This window comes from Pseudomonas sp. FSO-7 (assembly GCF_059579345.1).
On the sequence record NZ_CM184193.1, the window covers coordinates 195,711 to 208,078 of the forward strand.

Below are 12,368 nucleotides of genomic sequence, written 5' to 3' on the forward strand. Positions count from 1 at the left end.
GGAGCGGGCTTTTTTGAAGAGACGCGTAGACTGTCCGGGACAGGTCTAGCTTTCGATATGGTGCACCAGGCGGGATTCGAACCCACGACCCCTGCCTTCGGAGGGCAGTACTCTATCCAGCTGAGCTACTGGTGCGACGCGGGCGCCATGATACTCATATGCGTGGCGGGCGTCCATGCTGCTGAATCGCCTGCGTTTTTGGGCAGCTCGCCGGGTGTTGGCTACGCTGATCAGAAAAAGCGGGCAAATTCGGTTTTTTCGTTCTTTTTTTCGAACAGCCTATTGTCCTTCACCCCCATCGGCCCTAGGATTCGTTTGAGATTTCAAACGCTCTTGTCTGGGTGCTGAACCGCACGTCTGTGCTTATGTGCGTTATTTCTGTGCTTCAGCCCGGTGAATGATTTCCCTGACGGCAGCCCCCGAGGCGCCTTTCTACAAATCTAATTTGCTCCGCGTGCGCGCGGTGCTGTTAAGGAAAGCCGACATGCAGCTTAAAGACACCCAGTTGTTCCGCCAGCAAGCCTTTATCGATGGCGCTTGGGTCGATGCGGACAATGGTCAGACGATCAAGGTCACCAACCCGGCGACGGGTGAAGTGTTGGGTACTGTGCCGAAGATGGGCGCTGCCGAGACCCGTCGTGCGATTGAAGCCGCCGACAAGGCGCTGCCGGCCTGGCGTGCGCTGACCGCCAAGGAGCGCGCCAACAAGCTGCGCCGCTGGTACGAATTGCTGATCGAAAACCAGGACGACCTCGGTCGCTTGATGACCCTGGAACAAGGCAAGCCGCTGGCCGAAGCCAAGGGCGAAATCGTCTACGCCGCCTCGTTCATCGAATGGTTCGCCGAGGAAGCCAAGCGCATCTACGGTGACGTGATTCCCGGCCACCAGCCTGACAAACGCCTGATCGTGATCAAGCAGCCGATCGGCGTGACCGCGGCCATTACCCCGTGGAACTTCCCGGCCGCGATGATCACCCGCAAGGCCGGCCCGGCCCTGGCCGCCGGTTGCACCATGGTCATCAAGCCAGCTTCGCAGACCCCATTCTCGGCCCTGGCCCTGGTGGAACTGGCGCACCGTGCCGGCATTCCGCAAGGTGTGCTGAGCGTGGTCACCGGCAGTGCCGGCGACATCGGCGGCGAGCTGACCAGCAACCCGATCGTGCGCAAGCTGTCCTTCACCGGCTCGACCGAAATCGGCCGTCAGTTGATGGCCGAATGTGCCAAGGACATCAAGAAAGTTTCCCTGGAACTGGGCGGCAACGCGCCGTTTATCGTGTTCGACGACGCAGACCTGGATAAGGCCGTCGAAGGGGCGATCATCTCCAAATACCGCAACAACGGCCAGACCTGCGTCTGCGCCAACCGCCTGTACATCCAGGATTCGGTGTACGACGCGTTCGCCGAAAAACTAAAAGTGGCGGTGGCCAAGCTCAGGATTGGCAACGGTCTGGACGATGGCACCACCACCGGTCCGTTGATCGACGGCAAGGCGGTCGCCAAGGTGCAGGAACACATCGCCGATGCCGTCAGCAAAGGCGCGACCGTGCTGTCGGGTGGCAAAGCGATGGAAGGCAACTTCTTCGAGCCGACCATCCTGACCAACGTACCGAAAAACGCCGCCGTGGCGAAAGAAGAAACCTTCGGCCCGCTGGCGCCGCTGTTCCGCTTCAAAGACGAAGCTGAAGTGATCGCGATGTCCAACGACACCGAGTTCGGCCTGGCTTCGTACTTCTATGCCCGCGACCTGGGTCGTGTGTTCCGTGTGGCCGAAGCCCTGGAATATGGCATGGTCGGCGTCAACACCGGGTTGATTTCCAACGAAGTCGCGCCGTTCGGCGGCATCAAGGCCTCGGGCCTGGGCCGTGAAGGCTCCAAGTACGGCATCGAGGACTACCTGGAAATCAAATACCTCTGCCTGGGTATCTGATCCGCTTCAAGCGCAAAGGGCACGAGAGCGCTGTCCCTTTGCGCGTTTCACCCGTTCTGTTTCTTGTGGCCGGAACGCTGCGGCAGTCGATCATCGCATGCTGTCGCAGTTGCCTCCCTGCCATGTATTCCTTGAACTACGCCGACCGATGAGCGGCGAATGAGGACATTTTAATGAGCAAGACCAACGCAGACCTGATGGCCCGCCGCACCGCCGCTGTTCCCCGTGGCGTCGGCCAGATTCACCCGATCTTCGCTGAATCGGCGAAGAACGCTACGGTAACCGACGTCGAAGGCCGTGAATTCATCGACTTCGCTGGCGGCATCGCCGTGCTGAACACCGGCCACGTGCACCCGAAAATCATCGCCGCCGTGACCGCACAGCTGAACAAGCTGACCCACACCTGCTTCCAGGTCCTGGCCTACGAGCCCTACGTGGAGCTGTGCGAAAAAATCAACGCCAAGGTCCCGGGTGATTTCGCCAAGAAAACCCTCCTGGTCACCACCGGTTCCGAAGCGGTGGAAAACGCCGTGAAGATCGCCCGCGCCGCCACTGGCCGTGCCGGTGTGATCGCCTTCACCGGCGCTTACCACGGTCGCACCATGATGACCCTGGGCCTGACCGGTAAAGTCGTGCCGTACTCGGCCGGCATGGGCCTGATGCCCGGCGGTATCTTCCGCGCGCTGTACCCGAACGAACTGCACGGCGTGAGCATCGATGATTCCATCGCCAGCATCGAGCGCATCTTCAAGAACGACGCCGAACCCCGTGACATCGCCGCAATCATCATCGAGCCGGTACAGGGCGAGGGTGGCTTCTACGTAGCGCCCAAGGCCTTCATGCAGCGCCTGCGCGCCCTGTGCGACCAGCACGGCATCCTGCTGATCGCTGACGAAGTGCAGACCGGCGCCGGCCGTACCGGCACCTTCTTCGCCATGGAGCAGATGGGCGTTGCCGCCGACCTGACCACTTTCGCCAAGTCCATCGCCGGCGGCTTCCCGTTGGCCGGTGTGTGCGGCAAGGCCGAGTACATGGATGCCATCGCCCCAGGTGGCCTGGGCGGCACTTATGCCGGTAGCCCGATCGCCTGTGCGGCGGCGCTGGCGGTGATGGACGTGTTCGAAGAAGAGCACCTGCTGGACCGCTGCAAGGCTGTGGGCGAGCGTCTGGTGACCGGCCTCAAGGCGATCCAGAAGAAGTACCCGGTGATCGGCGAAGTGCGTGCCCTGGGCGCGATGATCGCCGTGGAGCTGTTCGAAAACGGCGACACCCACAAGCCGAACGCCGCGGCAGTCGCCCAGGTGGTGGCCAAGGCACGTGACAAGGGGCTGATCCTGCTGTCCTGCGGTACCTATGGCAACGTTCTGCGGGTGCTGGTGCCGCTGACCTCGCCGGACGAGCAACTGGACAAAGGCCTGGCGATCATCGAAGAGTGCTTCTCCGAGCTCTGATATTACGACGCTGACTGTGCACTGATTCACAAAAAACCCGCTTCGGCGGGTTTTTTCATGGCCGCGGGCATGTCCCGCAGTTTTGAGCTGTCTGGAACGGCCTTCATTGTCTAAGGTGCATGTATAGCAAGGGAGCGATGTTGCATGACTGCTGTGGTTTTACCCGCCGTACCGCGTGTATTGATCGCCGAGGCCGACCCGGCGTCCCGGGAGCTGCTGGAGCAAGTGCTGTCGGGCGTGCGCTGCGATGCCCGGGTGGACACCTGCGGCGACGGGCAACAGGCCCTGGATTTGCTGGCACATAATTCGTACGACCTGGTCATCGCTGATTGGGAGCTGCCGGGTGTCGATGGCCTGACGATCCTGCGTGGCCTTCGCCAACAGCATCGAGCTGCGCCGTTACCGTTCATTCTGATGAGCCGGCGTAACGACAGCGCCAGTGTGCGTGAGGTCGTGCCACTGGCGCCGACGGCGTATTTGACCAAGCCGTTGAACCGGGAAAGCCTGACCCTGCGTTTGCAAGGGTTGCTGTTGAGTGGCGCTGAAGAAACCAGCGACGTGCCGGTCCCGGGCCCGGGGCTGACCCTGGTCGCCTTCCTGGAGCGACGGCGTGATCTGTCCGAGGGCGCGCCGCTGATGACCGATGTGCAAGTGGCGGTCAAGCGCTGCCTCAACCCCACTGGCCTGGATCTGAAGTTGCTGGAAGAAGAGATCCGCACCGACCCGCAAATCACTGGGGTGCTGATTGCGGCGGCCAATAGCGCTGCCCAGCACCAGGGTGGCAGCCCGGTGCAGACCGTGGCCCAGGCGCTGCACCAGCTCGGCTCGGGGCAGAGCATGAACCTGATCCTCGTCCTGACCCTCAAGCGTTGCGCCCGGCTCAGCGTTCCCTGTCTGGCGGATTATGCCAAGCGCTACTGGGAATTATCGCTGCACACCGCCGAGTACGCCCGGATCCTGGCGCGGTTGCTGGATCTGGAACCGGAGCGCTGTTACTGCGCGGGGCTGTTGCATCGCCTGGGCGACCTGGCGCTGCTGCGTTGCCTGGAAGAATGGACGCAGGCGGGGGGCGAACTGGATGAGTTGGAGGAAGTCGGGAACGCCCTCGATCAATACGGCGCCGGCTTCGGCTCGGCGCTGCGCACTCGCTGGCGTCTGCCGCTGGAGTTGCGTGAGTTGATTGCGGCAGCCTATAGCCTGGGGGGTGGGGTTTATTCCCGCGAGGCGCTGGTGATGAACATGGCGGCGCAGATGGCCCACCTGACCGAGCATGAAGGGCTTGAAGAACTGGCCCAGGGGCGCACTGCGCGTTTGCTGAAGATCGGATTGCCGGAGCTGATGCGGTTGCGCCGCAAGTAGCACCACCACTGAACCCCTGTGGGAGCGAGCTTGCCTGCGATGGCGTCAGTCCAGACAGCCCAGAACCTGTGGCGAGGGAGCTTGCTCCCGCTGGCCTGCGCAGCAGGCCCCCCAACCTGCTGACAGGCAGACCGCGTCGTTCGGTTTTGCGACTGCTGCGCAGCCGAGCGGGAGCAAGCTCCCTCGCCACGGGAGGTTGGCGTGGCTCGGAATTTCGCATCTATCCCGGAACCAAAACTGTGGGAGCGAGCTTGCTCGCGATAGCGGCATGGCTGTCATCCCATCAGTGAATGTCAGGCCCTCATCGCGAGCAAGCTCGCCCCCACAGGATCAGTGGCATGACTGGATTCAATTGCACTGCGATTGGTGTCAAGCCGCGATGATGCGGTTCTTGCCCTTGCGCTTGGCCTCGTACATGGCCGCGTCGGCGCGGGAGAACAGACTGTCGAGGGACTGGTCCTCGGGGGTAATGGCAGTCAGGCCCTGGCTGACGGTAATGCCGAAGGTCTGCTCGCCACAACGGAACATCAGGCGCTGGATTTCCCGTTGCAGCCGCTCGGCCACTTGCAACGCCATGTCGGGGGCGCAACCAGGGAACACCGCCGCGAATTCTTCGCCGCCGATCCGCCCGAACAGGTCGCCGCGCCGGAGCACGGAACGGCCACTTTCGGCGATCTTCTGCAACACGGTATCGCCTTCCTGATGGCCGTAGGTGTCGTTGATCACCTTGAAGTCATCGATGTCCAGCAACAGGAACGCCATGGGCGTCCCTTGTAGCCGCGCCTGCTCGAATTCACGATGAGCGCATTCGAAAAAATGCCGGCGGTTGCTGCTCTGGGTCAGCACATCGGTGGTGGCCAGTCGCTGCAGCTCACTTTCCAGCAGCTTCTTTTCGGTGATGTCCTCAGCGATGCCAACCACGATCACCGGTTGCCCGGGCTCGGCCTTGCGGTTGATGAAGCATTTGTCGCTCAGCCAGCGGACCTGGCCGTCGCCAGCGATGATGCGGTATTCACGGTCTTCGACGGCGCCCTTGACCAATACTTCGGCCAAGCTGCGTTCGGCGTACTCCAGGTCGTCGGGGTAGATTGCGTCGCGCCATTCGTTGTAGTCAGCCAGGACCAGGCCGGCGGGGCGGCCGAAGATCCGCTCGTAGGCGGGGCTGACATACAGCACTTGCCGGGTTTCCCAGTTGAACGCCCACAGCACGGCATTGACGCTGACCAGCAGCGAGCTGAACAGTTGCTCACGTTCGCTCAGGCGCGCCACTTCGCCTTGGGCATGCATCAACGCCATGAGCGTCTGGGCCGCCTCGGGCCAATGAGGTAGGGAGTAATCCTGCAGGTTCTTGTCGACCATCGGCACAAATCTCAAAGAGCGTGCACTGCTGTTGTTCTGCACGCACTTTTCTCCAAAGCCCGCCTGGATGGCGAAGTGCTCTTTGAGATAGGGGATTCGGGGCGAAGTTCCTTTTCAGGCGACGAAGGGCGGGGGATTTAGCGAGTCGAATACTGAGGGGGACCCTGTGGCGAGGGAGCTTGCTCCCGCTGGGCTGCGAAGCAGCCCCAAGACAGTCGATTCAATTGATCTGATGCACCGAGCCAGTAGGTATCAGGGCTGCTGCGCAGCCCAGCGGGGATAAATCCCCTCACCACAAAAGCCCTTCTTCACAGTGGGGAGTTGCATCGTCAGGCCGTGGCAGGCCGTAGCGAGTAGGTCTTGAGCTGATCGGCGAAGTCCCGCAGGGACTGGATGCCGCTGGCCTCGGCTTCGCTGACCCATTCCTTGATGGCGGCGAGCATGTCGTGGCCGTTGCTGCTGGTCTTGACCCAGATCTGCTGCAAGGCCAGGCGTTTCTCGTAGATCACCTTCAGTGCCTGGCTGTGTTCGAGCATGTTCTGGATACGCACGTGGTGGCGGTCGTCCAGCAGGCTGGTTTCCCGCGACAGCAGGCGTTTGGCCCGGTGGAACTGGTGACGCACCGAGTGATCGACCTTTTCCAGTTCCTGCTTGACCAGCGGCGCGATGACCAGCCGGCGGTACTGCGCCATGATCTGGAAGCGGTTGTTGAGAATCGCCATGGCCGTGTCCATGTCCAGATGGCCCTTGCCTTCGACCCGGTGGGCGATCGGCGCCACGCGCTGGACCTTGGCCAGGCGCAGGAAACTGAACACCCGTATCCAGGCCCAGCCCAGGTCGAACTCCCATTTGCGCACCGACAGCTTGGCCGAGTTGGGGTAGGTGTGGTGGTTGTTGTGCAGTTCTTCGCCGCCGATCAGGATGCCCCAGGGCACCAGGTTGGTCGCCGCGTCGCGGCATTCGAAGTTGCGGTAGCCCACGGCATGGCCCAGGCCATTGACCACGCCGGCGGCCCAGACGGGGATCCACATCATCTGGATGGCCCAGATGGTGATGCCGATGGTGCCGAACAGCAGCAGGTCGATGACGCCCATGATCGCCACGCCCAGCAGCGGGAAGCGGCTGTAGAGGTTGCGCTCGACCCAGTCGTCGGGGCAGTTCTTGCCGTAGATGCGCAGGGTTTCCGGGTTTTCCGCTTCGGCGCGATACAGCTCGGCGCCTTTGCGCAGCACGGTGGACAAGCCCTTGATGACCGGGCTGTGAGGGTCATCCTCGGTTTCGCATTTGGCGTGGTGCTTGCGGTGGATGGCGGTCCACTCGCGGGTGTTCTGCGCCGTGGTCAGCCACAGCCAGAAACGGAAGAAATGTTTGAGACCGGCGTTGAGCTCCAGGGAGCGATGCGCCGAATAACGGTGCAGATAGACCGTGACGGCAATGATCGTGACGTGGGTCATCAGCAGGGTGACTGCCACCAGTGACCAGGCCGACAAGCCAAGAAAACCTTCGTACCACATAGGCTGTAGGGCCCTCGATAAAGATAGAAACCGCCGTTGCATTATCACCAGCCTCACAGATAAAACCAGTCGGCCTTTCAGATAAGAGTGGCTGAATGTTTCTTCCTTTATAATCCCACCTCTTTGTAGGGACATGGATGGCCGAATGCCTGCCTATCAACGCAGTGCCATGCGCGTAGCGCTGCTGTACCTCGTGCTGTCAGTCGTCTGGCTGCAGCTGATTGGTTATTTATTGAGCAGTTTCTTCGATCAATTCGCCGACAGGCAGCGCTGGCTCCTGATCAACGGGTATGCCTGGATCCTGTTTAGTGCCGGGTTGATCTTCCTGTCCCGGGCGCGGATCTCGCGGTTTTTCGCCAAGGGCGAGCACGGCGCCGATCGCGAGCGCCTGCGCCAGGCTGCCGCCGTCTTCGATTGCACCCGCGAAGGGGTGTTGGTGACCGACCGCAACGGCCTGATCGTGCATGTGAACAGGGCGTTCATGGCGATCACCGGTTATGCCCGGGACGAAGTGCTGGGCCAGGGCCCCAACCTGTTCAAGTCCGGTCGCCATGGGCCGGACTTCTATCGCGACATGTTTGCCGCCCTGGCCAGCCTGGGCGAATGGAGCGGCGAGATCTGGAACCGGCGTAAAAGTGGCGAGATCTACCCGCAGTGGCAGACGATCCGCGTCATTCACGATGACAACGGCCAAGTCAGCCATTATGTCGCGGTGTTTTCGGACATCAGCGCCCTCAAGGATTCCGAGCACGAGCTGGCGTACCTGGCCCATCACGATCCGCTGACAGGCTTGCCCAACCGCCTGCTGTTTTCCGACCGCACCGAGCAGGCCTTGGCGTCGGCGCAGTTGCACAAGCGTGGCTGTGCGCTGTTGCTGGTGGATCTGGATCACTTCAAGAACATCAATGACAGCCTCGGCCACAACGTGGGCGATGAGTTGCTCAAAGCCGTGGCCGAGCGGTTTCGCGGACTGTTTGCGCCGGGCGTGACCCTGGCCCGGCTGGGGGGCGACGAATTTGCGCTGCTGGTGGAAAACTGCTCCCAGCCCGGCCAGGCCGCAGCGTTGGCCCGGCGCATCCTCGACGCCTTGAAAGAACCGCTGCGGCTCGATGAGCACGCGTTGTTCATCAATGCCAGCATCGGCATCAGCCTGTTTCCCGGCGATGCCCTGAACGCCGGGCAGCTATTGCGCAATGCCGACTCGGCATTGTTCAAGGCCAAGAGCGCCGGACGCGATGGCTACGCCTTGTACACTGAAGAACTCACCGCCCACGCGCAGCAACGGGTCGAGATTGCTTTTGAGCTTCGTCGCGCCCTGCAGCAGCAGGAGTTGCGCGTTCATTACCAACCGGTACACGACTTGGCGAGTAGCCGTCTGGTCGGCGTCGAGGCGCTGGTGCGCTGGGAGCATCCCACGCGGGGGCTGGTGTCGCCGGCCGAGTTCATTCCCATCGCCGAGCGAACCGGCCTGATTGCCCAGATCGATGCCTGGGTCATGGACCAGGCCTGCCGGCAGATGTGCCGGTGGCAGCAGGCGGGCGTGGCGTTGGCGTTCGTCGCGGTCAACGTCTCGAGTCGGCTGTTTGCCCATCGCGAGTTGTACGAGCAGGTCGCCCAGGTGTTGCATGACACGGGCCTGGATCCGGCCTGTCTGGAACTGGAAGTGACGGAAAGCGCGGTGATGGAGGATCCGGAGGTGGCGCTGGAACAGATGCATCGTCTACGGGAATTGGGCGTGCGGCTGGCCATCGACGATTTTGGCACGGGTTATTCGTCGTTGCTGCGGCTCAAGCGCCTGCCGGTGCAGAAGCTCAAGATCGACCAGGGTTTTGTCGCGGGGTTGCCGTGGGATGAGGATGACGCGGCGATCGTCCGGGTGATCATCGCCTTGGCCCACAGCATGGGTATGCAGGTGCACGCCGAGGGCATTGAGCAGCGCGAGCAAGCGGCGTTTTTGCTTGGACAGGCGTGTGAGTTGGGGCAGGGTTACTGGTTTGGTCGGCCGATGGTGGCGGCGCAGTTGGATTGGGATCGGGCGCCGGTCATTGCTTGATCGTCAGTGGTGTTGATGTTGACCGAGTACATATCCATTGCTGCGGTAACGGCGGCTTAGGGTTCCGCCCTTACGGCGGGTCACTTTTGAAGAGCGCAAAAGTAACCAAAACGCTCCTGCCCCACCACTCGGTGCCTCGCTTAGGCTCGGCATGCCCGAACGCAGGCATTGCTCCGTGGGCCCGCCGCGAAGGGCCATCCATGGCCCAGCGCGGCTATCCCGGCATCCATGCCGGGATGCCCACTCCACAATGCCTGCGTTCGGCCATCGTGGTTAACGGGGCGCCGAGATCAACGTCCACCCCACCGCGAGGCGGCCTGAGAGCCGACCTGGTTCTTGTTGAGACCGCGTTCCCCCTGTGGGAGCGGGCTTGCTCGCGAAGGCGGCCTTACAGCCGGCCTATCTCTCCCGGCTGTACCCCGATCCAACTGTGGGAGCGAGCCTGCTCGCGATGGCGTCGGCACGGCTTGCATCAAAGCAAAGCCCTACCCCTCGGTCCCAGGCGCCGCTATCTCCTTGGTTTCCAAATGATCCAACGCCCGCTCAACCAGCAACTGCACCCCATCGGCCATGCGGCTGATCGCCAGGGCGACGCAGCGGCGTGAGTCGTCCACGTCGTCAGCCAGGTCGGCGGCGATGGTGCTGATGGAGAGCAGGTCTTCGGAGGCGTTGGCGAGCAGGGTTTCGGTGTCGATGTGGGGTGAGACGATGAAGAGTTGGTTTTTGTCGGGTTCGGGCGGTGAGGCGGGCTTGGGGTTGAGTTAGTAGTCGAGGGTGCGGGTGGCGGCGTCTTCGCGCTTTTTTTCTTCCTGCGCTTGGACGCGGGATTTGTGGCCGCTTTGCGGCGGATTCGGTGAATGCTTGACCATATTTATGTACCAGAGTTGGAGTGGCCATCCTTTCGCTTGCATTCGAAGAGGTGGCAACTGTACGTAGGTGTGCAAGACCGGTCCGGTACCGCCGGCAGACCCGAAGGTCTCCCACGCACAATTGCCATAACGGACGCGAGCATAAAAAAATGCTCGGTCAATAGCCATAAGCAATTGCGTACCAGTCCGGACTTGCACGTCCGCGTCACCGTTTTTTGCGATGACGCACAGAGGTTAGCGGCGCTCGGGAACGCTGCCTAGTTCATGAACAGCCCTGCGTCGTGAAGGAAATATCCGAGGCTTTGGCAGGGAAAAGCCCGCCAATCACAGCTGCCGTAGGACGTCGGCTACGCTCTGTAATTTTGGTTATATAAAAATTCTTAAATAGTCTTTTTAAGAATATCCGCACTTATCTAGTATTGCTCCCACGCCGCAAGCAGTGCCGCCCACTGCCAGGCATTCATTCAAAGGAGCAGCAGCATGAGCGCATCTCTACGTAGCGTTGACGGCCAGGACGAAGCAACCATCTTGCGCGAGATCCAGAGCGCGTTGCGCGATCTACGCTTTGGGGCAGTGGAAATCACCGTGCACAACGCCCAGGTGGTGCAGATCGAACGCAAGGAAAAATTCCGGCTGCAACAACCCAGTCATAAGCCGTCTTGAAAAACAGAAGAGCGCAGCCTTCGGCAGCGCCTACAGGGGGCTAGGCGTAGGCGCTGCCGAAGGCTGCGATCTTTTTCTACAAGCCAAACGAATTTTCAGAAGCCATAAGAAAACCAGAATTCCAGGAGCTTTCACCATGTCGTCCATTCGTCGTTATGCCCTGGCCGCGCTGGCCAGTGCTGTTTTTGCAGGTTCCGCCGTCGCCAAGGATTACGAGCTGCTCAACGTGTCCTACGACCCGACGCGCGAGCTTTACCAGGATTACAACGCCGAATTCGTCAGTTTCTGGAAGAAAGCGCACCCGGACGACAGTGTGAAGATCCAGCAGTCCCACGGTGGTTCGGGCAAGCAAGGCCGGGCGGTGATCGATGGGCTGCGGGCCGACGTGGTGACCTTGGCCCTGGCCGGTGACATCGATGAAATCGCCAAGCTGGGCAAGTCCCTGCCAGCGGACTGGCAAACACGCCTGCCGGACGCGAGCACGCCTTACACATCCACCATTGTGTTCCTGGTGCGCAAGGGCAACCCCAAGGGCATCAAGGATTGGGGCGATCTGATCAAGAATGACGTGTCGGTCATCACCCCGAACCCGAAGACCTCCGGCGGTGCGCGCTGGAACTTCCTCGCTGCCTGGGCCTACGGCCTCAAGGCTAACGGGGGTGACGAAGCCAAGGCCAAGGAATACGTGCAAGCGCTGTTCAAGCACGTGCCGATCCTCGACACCGGCGCCCGTGGCTCGACCATTACCTTCGTCAACAACGGTCAGGGCGACGTGTTGCTGGCCTGGGAAAACGAAGCGTTCCTGGCACTGAAAGAGGACGGTGGCGCCGACAAGTTCGACATCGTCGTGCCGTCGTTGTCGATCCTCGCCGAACCTCCGGTGGCGGTGGTGGACAAGAACGCCGAGAAAAAGGGCAATGCCGAGATCGCCGAGGCGTACCTCAAGCACCTGTACAGCCCGGCCGGCCAGGAAATCGCCGCGAAAAACTACTATCGCCCGCGTGACAAGGACGTGGCCGCCAAGTACGCACGGCAATTTCCGAAGGTGGAACTGGTGACCATCGACAAGGACTTCGGTGGCTGGAAAACTGCCCAACCGAAATTCTTCAATGATGGCGGCGTGTTCGACCAGATCTATCAGGCGCAGTAAGCTGGGTTTGTCTTCAGGCCAGT

At 61.4% G+C, this 12,368-nt stretch carries 8 protein-coding genes, 1 tRNA gene and 1 pseudogene; 6 read left to right on the forward strand and 4 right to left on the reverse strand.

Annotation, left to right across the window (positions count from 1 at the left end; translation table 11 throughout):
• Positions 1 to 58: 58 nt before the first annotated feature.
• Positions 59 to 135 (reverse strand) — tRNA-Arg (locus AC515T_RS00930).
• A gap of 349 nt (positions 136 to 484) precedes the next feature.
• Between AC515T_RS00930 and gabD the strand changes: the two genes are divergently transcribed.
• From gabD to AC515T_RS00945, 3 genes are all read left to right on the forward strand, one after another.
• Positions 485 to 1,927 carry an NADP-dependent succinate-semialdehyde dehydrogenase gene (gene gabD, locus AC515T_RS00935; protein ID WP_496531080.1) on the forward strand — a complete coding sequence of 481 codons (1,443 nt, stop codon included), beginning with the start codon at positions 485 to 487 and terminating at the stop codon, positions 1,925 to 1,927.
• 173 nt (positions 1,928 to 2,100) lie between these two features.
• Positions 2,101 to 3,378 carry a 4-aminobutyrate--2-oxoglutarate transaminase gene (gene gabT, locus AC515T_RS00940; RefSeq protein WP_092204970.1) on the forward strand — a complete coding sequence of 426 codons (1,278 nt, stop codon included), beginning with the start codon at positions 2,101 to 2,103 and terminating at the stop codon, positions 3,376 to 3,378.
• 144 nt (positions 3,379 to 3,522) lie between these two features.
• Positions 3,523 to 4,737: an HDOD domain-containing protein gene (locus AC515T_RS00945; protein ID WP_496531081.1), complete on the forward strand. Its 1,215-nt coding sequence runs from the start codon at positions 3,523 to 3,525 to the stop codon at positions 4,735 to 4,737.
• A 369-nt stretch (positions 4,738 to 5,106) separates the two neighbouring features.
• Here the strand turns inward: AC515T_RS00945 and AC515T_RS00950 are convergent, their stop codons facing one another.
• Complete coding sequence (locus AC515T_RS00950; protein ID WP_305469107.1) at positions 5,107 to 6,096, reverse strand: GGDEF domain-containing protein; 990 nt, start codon at positions 6,094 to 6,096, stop codon at positions 5,107 to 5,109.
• A gap of 329 nt (positions 6,097 to 6,425) precedes the next feature.
• Complete coding sequence (gene desA, locus AC515T_RS00955) at positions 6,426 to 7,610, reverse strand: delta-9 fatty acid desaturase DesA (protein WP_496531082.1); 1,185 nt, start codon at positions 7,608 to 7,610, stop codon at positions 6,426 to 6,428.
• Positions 7,611 to 7,755: 145 nt separating this feature from the next.
• Here desA and dibA point away from each other — a divergent pair, with 145 nt between their 5' ends.
• A complete protein-coding gene (gene dibA, locus AC515T_RS00960) occupies positions 7,756 to 9,663 on the forward strand; it encodes a phosphodiesterase DibA (RefSeq protein ID WP_496531083.1) in 1,908 nt (635 codons plus the stop codon).
• Positions 9,664 to 10,148: 485 nt separating this feature from the next.
• On the opposite strand, the pseudogene AC515T_RS00965 reads toward dibA, so the two are convergent.
• A pseudogene (locus tag AC515T_RS00965) lies at positions 10,149 to 10,532 on the reverse strand (DUF6124 family protein).
• Between the two features lie 480 nt (positions 10,533 to 11,012).
• Here AC515T_RS00965 and oscA point away from each other — a divergent pair.
• Both oscA and AC515T_RS00975 read left to right on the forward strand, forming a co-directional pair.
• Positions 11,013 to 11,195 carry a sulfur starvation response protein OscA gene (gene oscA, locus AC515T_RS00970; protein WP_003186967.1) on the forward strand — a complete coding sequence of 61 codons (183 nt, stop codon included), beginning with the start codon at positions 11,013 to 11,015 and terminating at the stop codon, positions 11,193 to 11,195.
• A 136-nt stretch (positions 11,196 to 11,331) separates the two neighbouring features.
• A complete protein-coding gene (locus tag AC515T_RS00975; protein WP_496531084.1) occupies positions 11,332 to 12,345 on the forward strand; it encodes a sulfate ABC transporter substrate-binding protein in 1,014 nt (337 codons plus the stop codon).
• Positions 12,346 to 12,368: the final 23 nt, after the last annotated feature.

Coding starts and splice junctions, on each gene's coding strand:
- gabD (WP_496531080.1), top strand. CDS start 485: ATGCAGCTTAAAGACACCCAGTTGTTCCGCCAGCAAGCCTTTATCGAT.
- gabT (WP_092204970.1), top strand. CDS start 2,101: ATGAGCAAGACCAACGCAGACCTGATGGCCCGCCGCACCGCCGCTGTT.
- AC515T_RS00945 (WP_496531081.1), top strand. CDS start 3,523: ATGACTGCTGTGGTTTTACCCGCCGTACCGCGTGTATTGATCGCCGAG.
- AC515T_RS00950 (WP_305469107.1), bottom strand. CDS start 6,096: ATGGTCGACAAGAACCTGCAGGATTACTCCCTACCTCATTGGCCCGAG.
- desA (WP_496531082.1), bottom strand. CDS start 7,610: ATGTGGTACGAAGGTTTTCTTGGCTTGTCGGCCTGGTCACTGGTGGCA.
- dibA (WP_496531083.1), top strand. CDS start 7,756: ATGCCTGCCTATCAACGCAGTGCCATGCGCGTAGCGCTGCTGTACCTC.
- oscA (WP_003186967.1), top strand. CDS start 11,013: ATGAGCGCATCTCTACGTAGCGTTGACGGCCAGGACGAAGCAACCATC.
- AC515T_RS00975 (WP_496531084.1), top strand. CDS start 11,332: ATGTCGTCCATTCGTCGTTATGCCCTGGCCGCGCTGGCCAGTGCTGTT.